Origin of the sequence: Sinorhizobium fredii USDA 257, assembly GCF_000265205.3 — a bacterium.
GTDB lineage: Bacteria > Pseudomonadota > Alphaproteobacteria > Rhizobiales > Rhizobiaceae > Sinorhizobium > Sinorhizobium fredii_B.
This window is the reverse complement of record NC_018000.1, coordinates 2,368,432-2,386,420: the sequence shown is the minus strand read 5'-3', so window position 1 is coordinate 2,386,420 and position 17,989 is coordinate 2,368,432. Positions and strand designations below refer to the sequence as shown.

Below are 17,989 nucleotides of genomic sequence, written 5' to 3'. Positions count from 1 at the left end.
CTTGGCGCAGATACGAGCGGAAGACCGCTCACATTTTCCTCAGCCGGGCCTAGCCGGCAGCGCGCAGCTTTGCGGCTTCCTTCTCGGCGCGGATTTCCTCGATAGAGCGCACCTCGCGCCGGGCCGCGCCCGTCCATTCGCGGGTCTTCACCGTCGATCGGGCGAGCCGATCCTTGGCCGCCTCGACGGCATGGGCATATTGCGGCAGCCATTGTGCTTGAGCGACGACCATTTCGTCGACCATCTGCCAGACCTCCTCCGGCGTGCAGATCGCGCCGACCAGCGGGTCGTGCAGCACCGCGAGCTTCAGAAGGTCGATGTCCCCGGTGATCGCCGCATGAACGGACATGCGCTGGACATTGATCGACGAGATGCAGGTGGCGGCACAGGCCTCGGGAAGCGTAATGCCGGACACCATGTTAATGCCGAAGCGATCCACGAAGCCAGGAGATTCGATGATCGCATCCGCCGGCAGGTTGCTGATCACGCCATTGTTCTTGACGTTGAAATGACCGCGATAGACGCGCCCGGTCTCGAGCGCTTCGAGGATATGGCTCGCATGCTCGTTCGAGCGCTTGATCGTATCGAGCGGCCTGCCGGCCTCTTCGAGGAAGCGCGGATACTCGGTCTCGAACCAGTTGCGGGTCTCGGTCGAATAGCGCAAGTAGCCGCCGGTCTCGCCATGGATCCAGTCCGACATGTCGATCCATTTGGTGATCTCGTCAGGGCGCTTGCGGTACCAGGGCAGGTATTCAGAGAGATGGCCGTTGCTTTCGGTCGAATAGACGCCGAAGCGCTTCAGGACGTCGATTCTGAGCTTCTCCTGCTTGGAGAAGACCGGATGGGCCTCGAAGGCGGCAATGAGCTCGTCCTTGCCGATCTTGCGGCCGTTGAGGCGGACGTCGATGAACCAGGTCTGGTGGTTGATGCCGGAGCAGACATAGTCGAACTCGCCGTCCTTGGCGCCGAGGATCTCGGCGATCTGCTCGGCGCCGTGCTGGACGCCGTGGCAGAGACCGACAGTGTCGACCTTTCCATATTCAATCGCCGCCCAGGTGTTCATCGCCATCGGGTTGGCATAGTTCAGGAACTTGGCCCCGGGCTCGGCGACCTCGCGGATGTCCTTGCAGAAATCGAGGATGACCGGAATGTTGCGCTGGCCGTAGAGAATGCCGCCGGCGCAGATCGTGTCGCCGACGCATTGGTCGACCCCGTATTTCAGCGGAATGCGGATATCGTCCGCATAGGCCTCGAGGCCGCCCACCCGGACGCAGCTGATGATATAGCGAGCGCCTTCGAGCGCTTTGCGTCGATCTGTGGTTGCCGTGACGCGTGTCGGAAGATTATTCGCCTCGACAATCCGGTCGAGGATCGTCTTGATCATGCCGAGATTGTGCTCGCTCAGATCCGTCAAGGCGAACTCGACGTCGCGGAGCTCCGGCACGGACAGGATGTCGGTGAAAAGCTTCTTGGTGAAACCGACGCTGCCGGCGCCGATAATGGCGATTTTGAAGCTGCCCATTTTCGTTTATGCCTCCTCGCAATGGCGATCTTCGCGCTGTAAGGGTAAAATCAATTCATCGAATTGATCCGGCCGCATTCGGCGGGCCGTCCTCACCGAAAACCCTTGCTTCAAACGCCGGTTAGCCGTGCGTCTTGCGCGATCTGTGGTCATTATGTGTATAATCCGGAGCGCGACTAGAGAGGGATTGTGCTTTCATGGGTAATTCTGTGCTGCAGCATTTGATCGACCGCGGGCCGGTGATGCGGACAGTTTCGCTGCCGCGGGGAAGACAGAGCCTGCATACGATGCCGACCAGCACCGGCTACGAAATCAGAACCGACGGCAGCTACGACTGGGACGGGCGCAAGCGCGGCCAGACGCCGTTCACGGTGCTGCAGCACACGATCGGCGGCGCCGGAAACCTGCGCTACGAACAGCGCAGCTTTCGCGTGCGTGAGGGCGACACGCTGCTCCTGCTCGTGCCGCACAATCACCGCTATTGGCTGGAGGACGGCGGGCGCTGGGAGTTCTTCTGGATCTCGATGAACGGCGAGGAGGCGCTGCGCATCCACCGCTCCATTCTCGCCGTCACCGGCCCTGTCCTGAAGCTGCAGCCGGAGACGGTCGAGCACTTGGCCGACTGCAGCCTCCGCCTCATTGACGGCGGCGAAACGCCCGGACGCGCCTCGGCGATCGCCTATGAGGCGGCGATGACGCTCTATGACGACGTCTTCGGATCGCATCCGGTCATCAGCGAAGAGTACCGGAAGATGCAGCACGTCATCGACCACATCCTGGCGAATCTCGAAAAGCCGCTGCCGGTCGAAGAACTTGCCCACGTCTCCGGCTTGAGCCGCGCCCACTTCTCGCGCGTCTTCGCGGCAAGCGAGGGCATGCCGCCCGCCGAGTTCGTGCTGCAGAAGCGGCTGCAGCGGGCGGTGAAGCTCTTGACCAAGACCGCGGACCTGCCGGTCAAGGAAGTGGCCATCCTGTCCGGCTTCGAGGACCCCAACTACTTCGCCAAGGTCTTCCGCCGGGTATTCGGCGCGAGCCCGACGGAGTTCCGCACCACCGGCATGTATGCGAGCGTGCCGGCGAAAACCACCAAGATAAGCGAATCGGTTACAACGCTGGCTGCGGCTTGCGATTGAAATCTTCGCGATAAAATTTTACTAAACACAGCGCACGAAGTACGTGGCTGACTGGCGGGACCTAAGGGAATGGTGACAATCAAGGAAATCGCAGCGGCCGTCGGCGTCTCTTCGGCGACCGTGTCGCGGGTTCTCAACTACGATCCGACACTGTCGATCTCCACGAAGAAGCGCCAGGCGATCATCGAGACGGCAGAAGCGCTCAATTACGCGACGCCGCGCAACCGCAGCCGGGCGGCTCAAGGTGTCGGCGTCGGGGTCAAGCTCGCCCTCGTGCATTTCCTCGAGCCGGCCCAGGAACTGGCCGACCCCTATTACGTCGGCGTGCGGCTCGGCATCGAAAGCCGGTGCCAGGCACTGAAGAGCGAAATCGTCAAGGTCTTCCACACAGGCAGCCCCCCGGAGGCGGCGATCCTCGAGGGCGCCTCGGGCGTCGTCGCCGTCGGCCACTACTATGGCGAGCAGCTCGAATGGCTGCGCCGCCACAGCCGCCACCTCGTCTTTGCCGACTACGCGCCGGCCGGAGATGCGGACGACAGCGTGTTGAGCGACGTCGCGATGGCAATGATCCGGCTCCTGGAAGCGGTTCACGGCATGGGCTATCGCCGGATCGGCTTCATCGGCTGGATCGATGCTTTCCACGAACCCGAAAACATCCATTCGGAGCGCCGTTGCCGTACCTATATCGAGTGGATGGTAAAGGCCGGGCTCTACGATCCGGCTCTGTGCATGGTCGAGCGGATGACACCCGACAGCGGCTACGCGCTCACCAAGGCGATGTTGTCGAAGCCCAATCCGCCGAAGGTCCTGATTACTTGCAACGACAACATGGCGCTCGGCGCCTATCGGGCCATTCGCGAGATGGGCCTCAGCATCCCAGAGGACATTGCCGTGGCGAGTTTCAACGACATTCCCGTTGCCCAGTTTCTGGGGCCGCCGCTTTCCACGGTGAAGATTCCGGCCGAACTGATCGGCGAAACCGCCGTCGACCTGCTGCTCGAGCGCCTTTCCGGGCGCGAGGTTGCCAAGAAGGTCGTCCTCGGTACCGAGATCGTCTGGCGGGGGAGCACCCCGGCGCGGGATGATCCTGGAGTTGGCCGAACCACGGCCGCACGCAAAGAATTAGGCCCCGTCTAGACGTCGGCTCTATGTTCGTCGCGCTGCTTTGCCCATTTGGAGGCAGGCGCGACCGCGTGGCGGCATGCCCGGCTTGCAGGCGGCGTATATCCCAAATAGAATATACGTATATTCGTATTTGGAATATGACAGATGAGGAGTCCCCGATGTCCCTCTATATTCGCGACGGTGCCGTCGACGCGCTTGCGAAGCAGGTCCAGCAGGCGATCAATGCTCCTAACAAGACGGAGGCGGTGCGCAGGGCGCTGCTCAATGAGTTGGAGCGGGCCAAACACGCTATCCCGTTGAAAGACCGGATCAAGCGGCTGCAGGAGGATGTTCGCGCCATGGGTCCGGACGATCCGGACTTCGATATGAAGAAATTTACCGATGAACAGTGGGGCGGCATCTGATGTTCCTCGATGCCTCTGCCATAGTTGCAATCCTTAGCAACGAGGAAGACGCCGATCTTCTGATTGCCAAGATCGAAGAAGCGGCGAAGCCGATCTACTATTCATCGCTTTCCATATTCGAGGCGGTCATCAGCCTCGCCCGAAAAAAGCGGGTCGGTGCGCTCGGACACCAAGTGCCGATCCCGCCGTACCTAATTGATTTGGCGCAACAGCACGTTGAGGTTTTCATCGAAGCGATTGGGGCGAAAGAGTTGACGATCGATAGCGCAATGCATCGCACCGCGATCAACGCCTGCCGGACCTACGGCGGCGTAGTCGCCCACCCCGCAAGGCTCAATTTCGGAGATTGCTTTTCCTATGCGTGCGCCAAAGCTCATCGCCTACCGTTGCTCTTCAAGGGCGAGGATTTTTCCCTGACGGACATAGAGCGCGCCTAAGCTGGTCTGTGAAAAACCCGGGGTAAAAATTTACTGAAAATATTGCGCTGCTCCCAATTTTAAGAAATACTCCCGGCCAGAGACAGGGAGGACTGTCTCGGGGAACGAACCTTGAGGGAGGAATGAATGGATATTTTCGCGCGTACCCGTCTGCCGCGGATCACCGCTCTCGCTTTGGCGAGTGCTAGCTTTCTGGCGGTGACCGCCGCTGAGGCGAAGGAAATCACCATCTGGTGCTGGGATCCGAACTTCAACGTCGCGATCATGAAGGAAGCGGGCGCCCGCTACACCAAGACGCATCCGGACGTCACCTTCAACGTCGTCGATTTCGCCAAGACCGACGTCGAGCAGAAGCTCCAGACGGGTCTCGCCTCCGGCACCGCCGATGCGCTGCCTGACATCGTGCTCATCGAGGACTACGGCGCGCAAAAATATCTGCAGTCCTTCCCCGGCGCCTTTGCGCCGCTTTCCGGCACCGTCGATTATTCCGGCTTCGCTCCCTACAAGGTCGAGGTGATGACCGTCGACGACCAGGTCTACGGCATGCCCTTCGATTCCGGCGTCACCGGTCTCTATTACCGCAAGGACTACCTCGAGCAGGCCGGCTTCAAGCCAGAGGACATGCAGAACCTCACCTGGGATCGCTTCATTGAGATCGGCAGCCAAGTCGAGGCGAAGACCGGCAAGAAGATGATGGGCCTCGACCCGAACGATGGCGGCCTTGTCCGCATCATCATGCAGTCGGCCGGGCAATGGTATTTCGACAAGGAAGGCAAGCCGAACATCACCGGCAATGCGGCGCTGAAGGCGGCGCTCGAGACCGTCGGCAAGATCATGTCCGCCAACATCTACAAGCCGGCCAATGGGTGGTCCGACTGGGTCGGCACCTTCACTTCGGGCGACGTCGCCACGGTCGTTACCGGTGTGTGGATCACCGGCACCGTCAAGGCGCAGCCGGATCAGGCCGGCAAATGGGGCGTCGCGCCGATCCCGGCGCTCTCGATCGAGGGGGCGACGCATGCCTCGAATCTCGGCGGATCGAGCTGGTATGTGCTCGAAAGCTCGGCGGAGAAGGCCGAGGCGATCGACTTCCTCAATGAGATTTACGGCAAAGACATCGACTTCTACCAGAAGATCCTGCAGGACCGCGGCGCCGTCGGCTCGCTGCTCGCCGCCCGCGGCGGCGCAGCCTACGAGGCCGCCGATCCGTTCTTCGGCGGCGAGAAGGTCTGGCAGAACTTCTCCGACTGGCTCGTGAAAGTGCCATCGGTCAAGTACGGCGTCTTCACCAACGAGGCGGATCTCGCGGTCACCGCGCAGTTGCCGGCGCTGACACAGGGCACGCCGGTCGACGAGGTGCTGAAGGCGATTGACTCCGAGATCAGCGGGCATATCCAGTAAACCGAGAGCGGGATCAGGCAGCGGATCCGTCCGCGCCTCGACTCAGCAGGTTGCCCATTTACTGACCCACGGCCGTGGCGGCTTGAGCCGCGGCCAACGATATCAGTTACTCATGAGGTTGACGATGGCTCTCGCCCGCCGCGGCGGCATCGGCCGATATTATGACGTCAATGGCTGGCTGTTCGTCGCACCGGCGCTCGGGCTGATCGCCCTGTTCATGGTCTATCCGATCCTCTGGTCGCTCTGGATGTCGTTCCAGTCCGGCCGCGGCATGATGATGAAGTTCGCCGGATTCGGAAACCTCGTCCGCCTCTGGAACGATCCGGTCTTCCTCAAGGCGCTGACCAACACGATGACCTATTTCGTCGTGCAGGTGCCGATCATGATCCTGCTCGCCCTGATCCTGGCGTCGCTCCTCAACAATCCGCGGCTCGTCGGCAGGGGGTTCTTCCGCACCGCGATCTTCCTGCCCTGCGTCACCTCGCTTGTCGCTTACTCCGTGCTCTTCAAGGGCATGTTTGCGCCCGACGGCATCGTCAATTCGACGCTCCAGGCGATCGGCATCATCGCCTCGCCCATTCCCTGGCTGACAAATCCCTTCTGGGCGAAGACGCTCGTCATCATCGCCATCACCTGGCGGTGGACCGGCTACAACATGATCTTTTATCTGGCGGCCCTGCAGAACATCGACAAGTCGATCTACGAGGTCGCGCGCATCGACGGCGTCCCGGCCTGGGCCCGCTTCACCCACATCACTATCCCGCTCCTGAAGCCCGTCATCCTCTTCACCACGGTGATTTCGACGATCGGCACGCTGCAGCTCTTCGACGAGGTCTATAACCTGACCGAGGGCAAGGGCGGACCGTCCAATGCAACGCTGACCCTGTCGCTCTACATCTACAATCTCACCTTCCGCTTCATGCCGAACTTCGGCTATGCGGCGACGGTCTCCTACGTCATCGTCATCCTCGTCGCCCTTCTCGCCTTCCTGCAGTTCTTCCTGGCCAGGGAGCGCGAGAAATGAGCGCCAACCCCGCACGCATCGCATCGGCTGTCTTCACCTACGGCTTCGTCGGGCTGATGGCCTTTCTCTCCGTCTTCCCCTTCATCTGGATGGCGCTCGGCGCGACCAATTCCTCGATCGACATCATCAAGGGCCGGCTCGTGCCCGGTGAAGTGCTGGCAACGAACATCGCCAACTTCTTCACCCTGGTGAATGTGCCGCTGGTCTTCTGGAATTCGGCGAAGGTCACCATTTTCGCGACGGTGCTTACCCTGGCGGTCTCGTCGCTCGCCGGCTACGGCTTCGAGATCTTCCGCTCGCGACGGCGCGAGGGGCTTTACCGCGCCATGCTGTTGACGCTGATGATCCCCTTTGCGGCGCTGATGATCCCGCTGTTCATCATGATGGGCAAGATGGGCCTCATCAACACGCATATCGCCGTCGTGCTGCCGACGATCGGCTCGGCCTTCATCGTCTTCTACTTCCGGCAGAGCACCAAGGCGTTTCCCTCGGAACTGCGCGACGCCGCGAAGGTCGACGGCCTCAAGGAGTGGCAGATCTTCCTCTACATCTATGTGCCGGTGATGCGCTCGACCTACGCGGCCGCCTTCATCATCGTCTTCATGACCGCCTGGAACAATTATCTCTGGCCGCTGATCGTGCTGCAGTCGAACGAGACGAAGACGATTACGCTGGTCATCTCCTCGCTCGCCTCGGCCTATTACCCCGACTACGGGGTGGTGATGGTCGGTACGTTCCTGGCGACGCTTCCCACCCTCACCGTCTTCTTCTTCATGCAACGCCAATTCGTCCAGGGCATGCTGGGCTCGGTCAAATAGGAACGATGATGCGCTCTGTTACCTCATTCAACGATTCATGGGTCTTTTCCGAAGGCTTCTCTGTCGCCGACGCTGGCGCGCTTCAGCCTGGCCAGGCCGTCAGCCTGCCGCATAATGCCGTCGAGCTGCCCTTCAACTATTTCGACGAGACCTCCTACCAGCGAGCCTTCACCTATCAGAAGGTCATTGTCTCAAGACCGGACTTCGACGGTCGCGAGGTCTCGCTCGTCTTCGACGCCGCGATGGCCGATGCCGTCGTCTATCTGAATGGCGAGGAGATCATCGCCCACAAGGACGGCTATACGCCCTTCGAGGCGCGCCTGACCGGCAGGCTTTGCGACGGCGACAACCTGATCACGGTCAAGATCGACGGCAGCGAGAACCCGGAGATCCCGCCGTTCGGCGGCCGGATCGACTATCTCACCTATGCCGGCATCTATCGCGACGTCTGGCTCAAGGTCACCGACGCGGTGTCGATCGCCAGCATCAAGATCGAGCCCGGCGACGTGCTATCCGACACGAAGTCGGTCGCCGTCCGCTGCGACCTCGCCAACCCGCAGGGCCTCGCCTTCGCCGGCACCGTGACCGCACTCCTCAAGGATGCGAAGGGCGAGGTCCTCGCCGAGGCGGTCGCCGAGACCAGCGGCGAGGACGTCACGCTCGAATTGACCGGCCTCAAGGGCCTGTCGCTCTGGGACATCGACCATCCGGTGCTCTACCAGGTCGAAGTCCAGCTCCGGACCGATCACGGCCGCGACCGGCTCGCCTCGCATTTCGGCTTCCGCACGGCGGAGTTCACCGTCGACGGTTTCCGGCTGAACGGCCGGCCGCTCAAGATCCGCGGCCTCAACCGGCACCAGGCCTTCCCCTATGTCGGCTACGCCATGGGGCGCAGCGCGCAGGAGCGCGATGCGGAGATCATGAAGCACAAGCTCCACTGCAATCTCGTGCGCACCTCGCACTATCCGCAGTCGAAATGGTTCCTCGACCATTGCGACCGCATCGGCCTCTTGGTCTTCGAAGAAATCCCCGGCTGGCAGCACATCGGCGGCGAGGCATGGAAAGAGGAGGCTATCCAGAACGTCCGGCGCATGATCGAGCGCGACTGGAATCACCCGTCGATCGTCATCTGGGGCGTCAGGATCAACGAGTCGCAGGATTCGCACGATTTCTACGTCGAAACGAACCGCCTCGCCCGCGACCTCGACCCCACCCGGCAGACCGGCGGTGTGCGCTACATCACCGACAGCGAGTTTCTCGAAGACGTCTACACGATGAACGACTTCATTCTCGGCAACGAGGAACTGCCCGGCTCGAACCGGCCCCGCACGGCGCTGCGCCCGCAGCAGGAATGCACCGGGCTTTCCGGCAAGGTGCCCTACCTCATCACCGAATTCGGCGGCCACATGTATCCGACGAAGATCTACGACCAGGAACAGCGCCAGGCCGAACATGTCCGCCGGCATCTCGAGGTGCTGAACGCCGCCTACGGTGACGACAGCATTTCCGGCGCCATCGGATGGTGCATGTTCGATTACAACACCCACAAGGACTTCGGCTCCGGCGACCGGATCTGCTATCACGGCGTCATGGACATGTTCCGCGAGCCGAAATTCGCCGCTTACGTCTATGCCAGCCAGTGCGAGCCGTCGGAAGAAGTGGTGATGAAGCCCGTCACCTTCTGGGCGCGCGGCGAGCGCAATATCGGCGGCGTGCTGCCGTTGATCGTGCTCACCAACTGCGACGAGATTGAACTGAAATACGGCTCGCTTACGAAGCGGGTCGGCCCGGACCGCGAGACCTTCCCACATCTGCCGCATCCGCCGGTCGTCATCGACCACCGCCACTTCACCAAGGACGAGCTCGGTGTCTGGGGCATGAAATGGGAAAGCGCCGAATTCACCGGCTTCATCGACGACAAGGCGGTCGCCCATCTCCGGATGGCTGCCGATCCGCTGCCGACGACGCTTGCCGTTGAAGCCGACAGCAGGACGTTGCAGGCCGAGGGGCGCGACAGTGTGCGCGTCATCGTCCGCGCCCTCGATCAGGCCGGCAATATTCTGCCGTTCCTGAACGACGCCATCGATATCGCGGTTGATGGCCCGGCACGGCTTCTCGGACCGGAGCGCGTCGTCTTCCAGGGCGGTTCGACGGGCTTCTGGCTGGAATCAACCGGCAGTGTCGGCGACATTCTCGTCACCGTAACGTCGTCGCGTCTCGCCACGACCAGGCTTGCGCTGTCCGCCACTACCGAAGGAGCGGCGCGCGCATGAGCGAGCTCCAACTCAGCGATGTCCGCAAGTCCTATGGTGGTTTCGAGGTCATCAAGGGCGTCGACCTCGAGATCAAGTCGGGTGAGTTCGTCGTCTTCGTCGGACCGTCCGGCTGCGGCAAGTCGACCCTGCTCCGGATGATCGCCGGTCTCGAGGAGATCACCTCCGGCGATCTGACGATCGACGACGTGCTGATGAACGATATCGACCCATCGAAACGCGGCATCGCCATGGTCTTCCAGTCCTATGCGCTCTATCCGCATATGACGGTGCGGGAGAACATGGGCTTTGCGCTGCGCTTTGCCGGCGTGCGCAAGGCCGAGATCGAAAAACGGGTCAGCGAAGCCGCCAACATCCTGGAACTCGGGCCCTTGCTCGACCGCAAGCCGAAGCAGCTTTCCGGCGGGCAACGCCAGCGCGTGGCAATCGGGCGGGCGATCGTCCGCCACCCGAAGATATTCCTCTTCGACGAGCCGCTCTCCAACCTCGACGCGGAACTGCGCGTCCACATGCGCATCGAGATCGCGAGGCTCCACAAACAGCTCGCCGCCACGATCATCTATGTGACGCACGACCAGGTCGAGGCGATGACGCTTGCCGACAAGATCGTCGTCATGCGCGGCGGGGTGGTCGAACAGGTCGGCTCGCCGCTCGATCTCTACGACGATCCCGCCAATCTCTTCGTCGCCGGCTTCATCGGCTCGCCGAAGATGAATTTCTTGAAGGGCGTGATCGACAGCGAGGGCGGAGAGACCCATGCACGCCTGCCGGACTATGCCGACGCAAAAATCCCCGTCGGCTTGAAAGGGATGGCAACGGGCACGCCGGTGACGGTCGGCATCCGTCCCGAACACTTCAAGGAGCATGGCTCGGCGAGCCTGGAGCTGACGATCGATATGCTGGAGCATCTCGGCGGCGAGACTTTCGCCTATGCTCGTCACGGCAATGGCGAACTTGTTATTATCGAAACGAAGAACGGCCGCGGCCTCAAATCCGGCGACCGCATTTCTGCTCGCTTCGATCCGGGCTGCGCGCTGGTGTTCGACGGGGATGGGAAGCGGCTGCGGTAGTGCGGCTTCAACTGGCGGCGACAGTCGGGATAGCGTCCGATCCGGCCCCCCTTATCCGCCCCGGCTGAGAGGTCCGCTACCTCGCCCCCATCCGCAATGCCCCGTCGAGGCGGATGACCTCGCCGTTCAGCATGTCGTTCTCGCAGATATGCCGAACCAGCGCGGCATATTCGCCCGGCCGGCCGAGGCGCGCCGGGAAGGGTACGCTCTTGCCGAGCGAATCCTGCACCTCCTGCGGCATGCCGGCCATCATCGGCGTTTCGAAGATGCCTGGTGCGATCGAGACGACGCGGATGCCGGAGCGGGCGAGTTCGCGTGCGATCGGCAGGGTCATTGCCACGACGCCGCCCTTCGAGGCCGCGTAAGCCGCCTGGCCGATCTGACCGTCGAAGGCGGCGACCGAAGCGGTATTGACGATGACGCCGCGGCCGCCTTCGAGATCCGGCTCCTCCCGGGCAATCGCTGCGGCGGCCAGCCGGATCATATTGAACGTGCCGACAAGGTTGATGCCGATCGCGCGCGCAAAACTGTCGAGCCGGTGCGGCCCGTCACGGCCGAGCACTTTTTCGCCGGGCGCTATCCCGGCGCAGTTCACCAGCCCGTGGAGATGCCCGAAGCTTTCGATCGCCACCTCCACCGCGGCCGCACCTTCAATCTCGCTCGTCACATCAGTGCGCACGAAGCGGGCGCGGGCGCCGAGTTCCGCGGCGATCGCCGCCCCAGCCTCGACATTGACGTCGGCGATGACCACATGGGCGCCTTCGGCGACGAACATCCGCGCCACGGCGGCGCCGAGCCCGGATCCACCGCCGGTGACCAGAAACACCTTGTCGAGGATCAGCATGGCCGCGCTCCAGCGGGCCGTGCGGCCGAATTCTTCCGTATCATCCTATCCTCCCGTGTCGCATCGCATCGGCTAGCCGCCGAATCCTCCGTGGCGACTATAGTCGGACGCGCCATCGCAGGCGATACCGAACGGAAGCGGATGCCTCACGCGCCCGTGCGTGCCACCAACGGCACGTAATTCTCGAGCTCCGGCGCCGGAAAATTGAGCGTCGCGCCGATTTCGGCCGAGCGGTAGAGTCCCATCAGGATCTCGACCACGGCGAGCCCGTCCTCGAAGGTCTCGATCGGTTTGACGCCCTTGCGGAAGCACTCGACCATATGCCGGTTTTCGTCCGTGTAGCCATAGACGCCGGCCTCGTCCTCCAGCACAGGCATCAGCCCCTGTTCGGCGTTCTGCTTTTCGACCAGGTCCTCGCCCTCGGACCCCTGCACCGCCCGCGACAAAAAGATCTTCAGCCCCGTGCCGAGCGAATTGTATTCGAGTGCATATTCGGGGCCGAGAAGCTCCAGCTGGATGCGTAAGCCGGCGCCGACATAGGCCCAGGAGGTCGTCGCCTCGATCATCAGTTCGCGGCCCTCCTCGTCCTCGAGCCTGACGGTGGCGCGGGCGAAATCCTCCGAGGGGCGCTTCAAATAGTCGACATCGCTTCCATATCGCTGGCGCAGTTGATCGGCATAGGCCGGGCGGGTCCATTTAAGGTTCGCCACCGTGCCGTTCACCGCCTTGACCTTCAAGGAACTGCGCGGCGCGCCGGGCGCCGTCAAGAGATGGCGCGCCACCTCGACGCTATGGCACATCATGTCCGACAGCACCCCGCCGCCCTGCTTGTCGCCCTGCCAGAACCAAGGCTCGTGCGGGCCGGAATGCTCTTCCGCGGCGCGTGCCAAATAGGGCCGGCCCGTCGTCGAGGCGGCGCGGCGCCAGATGATCTCCTTGCCGCGTAGAACCGGGGTGCAGAACACTTGGTTTTCCAGATAGCCGTGATTGAGGCCGGCGTCCTCGGCGAGACGCAGCATCTCGCGGGCTTCGGCGACGGTGCGCGCCAGCGGCTTTTCGCAGGCGACCGCAAAGACCCTGCTGCGACCCGCCTTGATTTCCGCATGGAGCGTTCGCATCACCTCGAGCCGCGTATAGTTGGGCGAAAGGATCCAGATCGCATCGACATCGCTGGCTGAGAGAAGCGACGCGAGGCTGTCATGGGCGCGACAGGTCCCGAGCTCAAGCCCCTTCACCGCTTCCACGAAGCGGTCGCGATTTTCCGCATTGCGGCTGTAGACGCCGGTGACCTCCACATTGCGCACGCCGGTGAGCGATTGCAGATGGAAGCGGGCGATGAAGCCGGTTCCGACAAATCCGACGCGCAGTGTCCCTTTCGGCAATGTGGTCATTTCCTTCCTCCCCAGGATGGCTCACGTGCAAGGCGGCGCCGTACTGCCCCGAATGTTGAGCGCCGTCGGCAGCACGATCGGTTCGCCGCCCTCGACGCTTCCGCCCGACAGGATGCTGAGCAGGAGGCCCATCGCGGTGCGGCCGATCTCGGCGCGCGGCTGGCTGACGGTCGTCAGCGGCGGGTAGAAGGCCTTGCTCAAATAGAGATCGTCGAAACCCACGACCGAGACCTCACCCGGGACGTCGCGCCCCATGCGCCTCAGCTCATGGGCGGCGCCATAGGCCATCTCGTCATTGGCGACGAACAGCGCAGACGGCGGTTCCGGCAGGGCGAAGAGCGCCCGGCAGCATTCCTGTCCGCTTTCCAGAAGAAAGTTGCCGCGCACCTCGTAGCCTGCGGGGATCTCCAGTCCGGCTTCGCGCATGGCGAGCCGGTAGCCCTCCCGGCGATAGACGCTCATCGGCTCGGGGACGGGACCGCTGATATGGGCGATCCGCCGGTGCCCGAGCCCTATCAGATGCGCGACCGCTCCACGCGCGGCCCCGACATTGTCGACCTGCACATGCGGCAGTCCCGAGCCCTCGATCATTTCGAGCGCGACCACCACCGGCAGATGGTTCGAGGCGCCGGCACGATCGCCACTCGCCGGCGGCAGTTTGCCGGTCATCAGGATCATGCCGTCGGCATGGCCGTCGCGCAGCATGTTAAAATACTCGATCTCGCGGACCGGATCGTTCTCGGTATTGCCCATCAGCACCGCATAGCCGGCTTCCCGCGCCGTCGCTTCGACGCCTTTCAGGATGTCGAGATAGAAGGGATTGCCGACATCGCGCACGACGAGGAGCACCGCCATCGACTTGCGGGTCCTCAAGTTTCGGGCGCTGACGTTGGGGCGATAGTTGAGCTCACGGGCGAGATCATGGATGCGCTGGCGCGTCTCCGCCGTCACCAGCGCCGAATCCGAAAGCGCACGCGAGACGGTGGCGACCGACACGCCGGCCTTCTGAGCAATATCCTTGATCTTCGGCCGCTCCCTCATGCGCGCATCGCCCGACCCCGCCCATAGAACATCATAAGGAGCAGCAAGGTCGCCCCGAACACCATCTGCCGGCCGGATTCGTCGATGTTTACGGTGGTGAGGATCCCCTGCAGGATGACGAGCAGGAAGGCGCCGGCCATGGTGCCGGTGTAGCCGCCCTTGCCGCCGGCGAGCGACGTGCCGCCGAAGACGACCGCGATGATCGAAGTCAGCGTGTATTGCTCGCCGACATTGGCGAAGGACGAGCCTGAATAGCCGAGCAAGCAGAGGCCAGCGATGGCCGCGAACATGCCGGAGATCATGAAGAGCGCGATGCGCATAAGCTTGACCGGAACGCCCGCCATATAGGCGGCGTGCTCGTTCGAGCCGACCGCATAGATGCGGTGGCCGAAAACGGTGCGGTTGAGCATGAAGGCCATGAGGATGCCGAACGCGACCCACAGCCAGATGATTCCGGGCACGCCGAAGAAAAGCGGCTGGGTGACGAAACGCGACAGGGCCGGCGCAGCCTGGCCGGAGGGAATGCCCATGCGGATGACGACGAGAAGGCCCTGCAGCACGCCGAGCATGCCGAGCGTCATCACCAGCGGCGGGATACGCAGCAGCGTGATGCCGAGGCCGTTCAGGAGGCCGAAGAAGGCACCGGCCGCGAGGCAGGCGACGATAGCCGGCACAATACCGCCATCGGCACCATTCATGACATTGCCGGCAATGATCGCCGACAGCGAGACGACACCGCCGACTGAGAGATCGATGCCCTCTCGCCCGCCGAGGATCACGACGTTCTGCCCGGCCGCGACGATGCCCAGCAGCGAGGCGACGATCAGGAGCCTGAGGATTTGCGCACCACTGGCAAAGCCGGGAGAGAGCAGTTCGCCGAGATAGAGGAGGAGAACGATCAGGACGAGCGCGACGACGATCGGCTGGCGAAGGAAAGAGATTACGCTGGTCATGGACGCGCCCTCCGGCCGGCAAGTACGCCGGCCATCAGCACGATAAGAATTGCGAGGCCCTGGACGAAATTCTGCCACTCCGAAGGCGTGCCCATGAAGAAGACCACCGAACTGATCAGCCCGATCGTCAGCGCGCCGAGAAGCGAGCCGACCACTGTTCCCCAGCCGCCCGAGAGCGCGCTGCCGCCGAGTACCACCGCGGCGACGCTGAAGAGCGTCATCTTGCCGCCGACCAGCGGATCGCCGCTCGCCGTGTCTCCGGTGATGCAGAAGGCGGCAAGCGCCGAGAACAGGCCGCAGAGCAGGTAGCCGCGAATCCTGATCGCCACCACCGGCAGCCCGGTTTGATAGGCCGCCTGCTGGTCGTCGCCGACGGCGAGCAATTGCGTGGTGAGGCGCGTGCGGCCAAGTACCGCGAGGAGAACGAGCAGTCCGGCCAGGATATAGAAGACCAAGGGCAGCCCGAAGAGCCGGCCGCCATAGGTGCGCCAGAAGATGGTCGGCGCCGGGGTGCCGGCAACCGGCAGGATGTAGAGCGCCAGGCCGGTAAAGAAGATGCTGGTCGCGAAGGTGGCGACGATCGCCTGCAGGCGCAACGCCGCAACGACAAGCCCGTTGACGAGGCCGCAGGCAAGCCCCAGCAGCAGGCCGATGGCAAGCGCCAGCACCACCGCGCCGGCGCCGCCGCCCCAGCGCTCCATCAGAACGACGATCGCGACATTGACGAGCGAGAGGATCGAGCCCGCCGACAGGTCGATGTCCCCGGCATAGACGACATAGGTCTGGGCGATAGCAAGCAGGATCAGCGCCATATAGGTGCTCAGAAGCCCGGTCAACGAGCGGTAGCTGAGGCTGTTCGGCGAGAAGACGCCGTTCAAGGCAAGCAGCACGAGGACGATGGCGAGCGCCGGCAGGAAGGGGTAGCGCTCGAGCAGTCTGCGGATGCCGCCGGCGCGCCGGTAGGTCGGGCCTGTTGCAATCTCTGCCATCAGGCGGCCTCGTACGCGGCTTGATAGAGATTGTAGCGGGTGCGATCCGCCCCGGTGAGTTCCCGGCTGACGGAGCCGCCGTTGAAGACCAGGATGCGGTTGGCATTGCCGAGCAGCTCGGCGTCTTCCGAAGAATAGAGAATGATGCCGAGACCCTCCGCCGCCAATTGCCGGATCAGCGCGAAGAGGTCGGCCTTCGCCGAGAGGTCGATCCCCTTGGTCGGGTCGTCAAGCAGCAGCACGTCCGGGCGGTCGATCAGCCAGCGGGCGATGATCACCTTCTGCTGGTTGCCGCCGGAGAGCGAATTGATCGGATGGAAGAGGCTCGCGAATTTCGTATGCATGCTTTCGAGCGCCGGCTGGACCCGGTCGCTGAGCTTCGAGGGCCTGGCGATTATCAGCCGGTCGCGCAGGTAGTGGATCGGCGTGACGTTCTCGATGATCGGCCGGCCGCTGATGACGCCGTCGCGGCCGCGGTCGCCGGAGACATAGGCGCAGCCGCGCCGAATGGAATCGCGCGGACTTGCCGCATCGAACCGATCGCTGCCGATCAGGATTTCGCCCGACGCGATCGAACCGGCGCCGAAGATCGCCCTAAGCAGCGCCGACTGTCCTTGGCCGTGCAGCCCGCCGAATCCGAGGATTTCGCCGCGCGCAACCTCGAAGCTGACATTGCGGAAGCCGACGCCGGAAAGGTCGCGGACCGTCAGCGCCGCCCCGTCCTTGGCGTCGACGGCGGCCGGCGCCGAAGACTGCGAAGCTGGCATGTCGCCGGCTCCCCCGACCATGAGCCGGATAACCGTGCCGGCATCGGTCTCGCCGAGATTGAGCGTCGTGATTGTCTCGCCGTCGCGGATGATCGTAACGCGGTCGCCGATCGCCTTGATCTCGTCCATCCGGTGCGAAATGAAGATGATGCCGCGGCCGCGCCGCTTCAGATCGCGCAGAATCTCGAAGAAGCGCTCGACCTGGGCGCGGTCGAGCGCCGAAGTCGGCTCGTCGAAGATGAGAAGCGGCGCCTCGCTGGCCAACGCCTTCATGATCTCGACGAGCTGGCGCTGGTCGGGCCTGAGATTACCGACCAGCGCGTCGGCGGAAAACCCTTCACCGGATACGCCCTCGAACAGCGCGATATAGCGCGCCGCGCGCTCTTCCAGTGCCGTCCGGTCGACGAAGAGAGCGGCTTTGACCGGCAGGGCGGCAAGGCAGATGTTTTCCTCGACTGTCCGGTGGGCGGCGAGGCTGAGCTCCTGATAAAAGATGCCGATGCCCTGGGCGCGGGCCGAACGCGGCCCGGTAATCGTCACCGGCGTGTCGTCGATCAGGATCCTGCCGTCGTCCGGCCGCACGCTGCCGGCGATGATCTTGCAGAGCGTGCTCTTGCCGGAGCCGTTGGAGCCCATCAGCACGTGGACCTCGCCCGCCAGGACTTCGAGGTCACCGCGGCGGAGCGCCAAGGTCGCGCCGTAAGCCTTGCTCACCCCGTTCAGTTTCAATTTCGACATGGAACCGTGTCCGTTACGATCCGGTGGCCGAGCGCGGGCCGAGAGGGCCCGCGCCTGAC

At 63.2% G+C, this 17,989-nt stretch carries 16 protein-coding genes; 9 read left to right on the top strand and 7 right to left on the bottom strand.

The features are described 5' to 3' along the window. Positions 1-49: 49 nt before the first annotated feature. Positions 50-1,522 carry an alpha-glucosidase/alpha-galactosidase gene (locus USDA257_RS11020; RefSeq protein WP_014763030.1) on the bottom strand — a complete coding sequence of 491 codons (1,473 nt, stop codon included), beginning with the start codon at positions 1,520-1,522 and terminating at the stop codon, positions 50-52. 197 nt (positions 1,523-1,719) lie between these two features. Here USDA257_RS11020 and USDA257_RS11015 point away from each other — a divergent pair, with 197 nt between their 5' ends. The 9 genes from USDA257_RS11015 to USDA257_RS10975 all read left to right on the top strand — a co-directional run bounded on the left by USDA257_RS11015 (position 1,720) and on the right by USDA257_RS10975 (position 11,207). Next, entirely contained in the window at positions 1,720-2,655 is a 936-nt protein-coding gene (locus USDA257_RS11015) for an AraC family transcriptional regulator (RefSeq protein ID WP_014763029.1), read from the top strand. A 69-nt stretch (positions 2,656-2,724) separates the two neighbouring features. Then, a complete protein-coding gene (locus USDA257_RS11010) occupies positions 2,725-3,792 on the top strand; it encodes a LacI family DNA-binding transcriptional regulator (RefSeq protein WP_014763028.1) in 1,068 nt (355 codons plus the stop codon). Between the two features lie 146 nt (positions 3,793-3,938). Further along, the gene (locus tag USDA257_RS11005; protein ID WP_014763027.1) at positions 3,939-4,184 is read left to right on the top strand and encodes a type II toxin-antitoxin system VapB family antitoxin; all 246 of its coding nucleotides are present in this window, start codon (positions 3,939-3,941) and stop codon (positions 4,182-4,184) included. Continuing rightward, positions 4,184-4,621 carry a type II toxin-antitoxin system VapC family toxin gene (locus USDA257_RS11000; protein WP_014763026.1) on the top strand — a complete coding sequence of 146 codons (438 nt, stop codon included), beginning with the start codon at positions 4,184-4,186 and terminating at the stop codon, positions 4,619-4,621. Before USDA257_RS11005 ends, USDA257_RS11000 begins: the two co-directional genes overlap by 1 nt. A gap of 126 nt (positions 4,622-4,747) precedes the next feature. Continuing rightward, positions 4,748-6,022 (top strand): ABC transporter substrate-binding protein, encoded by a 1,275-nt coding sequence (locus USDA257_RS10995; RefSeq protein ID WP_014763025.1) that lies wholly within the window; start codon positions 4,748-4,750, stop codon positions 6,020-6,022. Positions 6,023-6,146: 124 nt separating this feature from the next. Beyond that, on the top strand, positions 6,147-7,046 hold the full coding sequence (locus USDA257_RS10990; protein WP_014763024.1) for a carbohydrate ABC transporter permease: 900 nt from the start codon (positions 6,147-6,149) through the stop codon (positions 7,044-7,046). Beyond that, positions 7,043-7,864, top strand: coding sequence for a carbohydrate ABC transporter permease (locus tag USDA257_RS10985; protein ID WP_014763023.1), 822 nt, complete (start codon positions 7,043-7,045; stop codon positions 7,862-7,864). Before USDA257_RS10990 ends, USDA257_RS10985 begins: the two co-directional genes overlap by 4 nt. A gap of 8 nt (positions 7,865-7,872) precedes the next feature. After that, on the top strand, positions 7,873-10,137 hold the full coding sequence (locus USDA257_RS10980) for a glycoside hydrolase family 2 protein (protein ID WP_014763022.1): 2,265 nt from the start codon (positions 7,873-7,875) through the stop codon (positions 10,135-10,137). After that, positions 10,134-11,207 (top strand): ABC transporter ATP-binding protein, encoded by a 1,074-nt coding sequence (locus USDA257_RS10975; RefSeq protein WP_014763021.1) that lies wholly within the window; start codon positions 10,134-10,136, stop codon positions 11,205-11,207. Before USDA257_RS10980 ends, USDA257_RS10975 begins: the two co-directional genes overlap by 4 nt. A 76-nt stretch (positions 11,208-11,283) precedes the next feature. On the opposite strand, the gene USDA257_RS10970 is transcribed toward USDA257_RS10975, so the two are convergent. From USDA257_RS10970 to USDA257_RS10945, 6 genes are all read right to left on the bottom strand, one after another. Continuing rightward, positions 11,284-12,051: a 3-hydroxyacyl-CoA dehydrogenase gene (locus tag USDA257_RS10970; RefSeq protein WP_014763020.1), complete on the bottom strand. Its 768-nt coding sequence runs from the start codon at positions 12,049-12,051 to the stop codon at positions 11,284-11,286. A gap of 146 nt (positions 12,052-12,197) precedes the next feature. Beyond that, a complete protein-coding gene (locus tag USDA257_RS10965) occupies positions 12,198-13,442 on the bottom strand; it encodes a Gfo/Idh/MocA family protein (protein WP_014763019.1) in 1,245 nt (414 codons plus the stop codon). Between the two features lie 21 nt (positions 13,443-13,463). Continuing rightward, on the bottom strand, positions 13,464-14,483 hold the full coding sequence (locus USDA257_RS10960; RefSeq protein ID WP_014763018.1) for a LacI family DNA-binding transcriptional regulator: 1,020 nt from the start codon (positions 14,481-14,483) through the stop codon (positions 13,464-13,466). Further along, positions 14,480-15,436, bottom strand: a complete 957-nt coding sequence (locus USDA257_RS36760) for an ABC transporter permease (protein WP_014763017.1) — start codon at positions 15,434-15,436, stop codon at positions 14,480-14,482. Before USDA257_RS36760 ends, USDA257_RS10960 begins: the two co-directional genes overlap by 4 nt. After that, positions 15,433-16,425, bottom strand: coding sequence for an ABC transporter permease (locus USDA257_RS10950; RefSeq protein ID WP_014763016.1), 993 nt, complete (start codon positions 16,423-16,425; stop codon positions 15,433-15,435). Before USDA257_RS10950 ends, USDA257_RS36760 begins: the two co-directional genes overlap by 4 nt. Next, complete coding sequence (locus tag USDA257_RS10945) at positions 16,425-17,930, bottom strand: sugar ABC transporter ATP-binding protein (RefSeq protein WP_014763015.1); 1,506 nt, start codon at positions 17,928-17,930, stop codon at positions 16,425-16,427. Before USDA257_RS10945 ends, USDA257_RS10950 begins: the two co-directional genes overlap by 1 nt. Positions 17,931-17,989: the final 59 nt, after the last annotated feature.

Coding starts and splice junctions, on each gene's coding strand:
- USDA257_RS11005 (WP_014763027.1), top strand. CDS start 3,939: ATGTCCCTCTATATTCGCGACGGTGCCGTCGACGCGCTTGCGAAGCAG.
- USDA257_RS10975 (WP_014763021.1), top strand. CDS start 10,134: ATGAGCGAGCTCCAACTCAGCGATGTCCGCAAGTCCTATGGTGGTTTC.
- USDA257_RS11010 (WP_014763028.1), top strand. CDS start 2,725: ATGGTGACAATCAAGGAAATCGCAGCGGCCGTCGGCGTCTCTTCGGCG.
- USDA257_RS11015 (WP_014763029.1), top strand. CDS start 1,720: ATGGGTAATTCTGTGCTGCAGCATTTGATCGACCGCGGGCCGGTGATG.
- USDA257_RS10945 (WP_014763015.1), bottom strand. CDS start 17,930: ATGTCGAAATTGAAACTGAACGGGGTGAGCAAGGCTTACGGCGCGACC.
- USDA257_RS36760 (WP_014763017.1), bottom strand. CDS start 15,436: ATGACCAGCGTAATCTCTTTCCTTCGCCAGCCGATCGTCGTCGCGCTC.
- USDA257_RS10980 (WP_014763022.1), top strand. CDS start 7,873: ATGCGCTCTGTTACCTCATTCAACGATTCATGGGTCTTTTCCGAAGGC.
- USDA257_RS10965 (WP_014763019.1), bottom strand. CDS start 13,442: ATGACCACATTGCCGAAAGGGACACTGCGCGTCGGATTTGTCGGAACC.
- USDA257_RS10985 (WP_014763023.1), top strand. CDS start 7,043: ATGAGCGCCAACCCCGCACGCATCGCATCGGCTGTCTTCACCTACGGC.
- USDA257_RS11000 (WP_014763026.1), top strand. CDS start 4,184: ATGTTCCTCGATGCCTCTGCCATAGTTGCAATCCTTAGCAACGAGGAA.
- USDA257_RS10970 (WP_014763020.1), bottom strand. CDS start 12,051: ATGCTGATCCTCGACAAGGTGTTTCTGGTCACCGGCGGTGGATCCGGG.
- USDA257_RS10960 (WP_014763018.1), bottom strand. CDS start 14,483: ATGAGGGAGCGGCCGAAGATCAAGGATATTGCTCAGAAGGCCGGCGTG.
- USDA257_RS10995 (WP_014763025.1), top strand. CDS start 4,748: ATGGATATTTTCGCGCGTACCCGTCTGCCGCGGATCACCGCTCTCGCT.
- USDA257_RS10950 (WP_014763016.1), bottom strand. CDS start 16,425: ATGGCAGAGATTGCAACAGGCCCGACCTACCGGCGCGCCGGCGGCATC.
- USDA257_RS10990 (WP_014763024.1), top strand. CDS start 6,147: ATGGCTCTCGCCCGCCGCGGCGGCATCGGCCGATATTATGACGTCAAT.
- USDA257_RS11020 (WP_014763030.1), bottom strand. CDS start 1,522: ATGGGCAGCTTCAAAATCGCCATTATCGGCGCCGGCAGCGTCGGTTTC.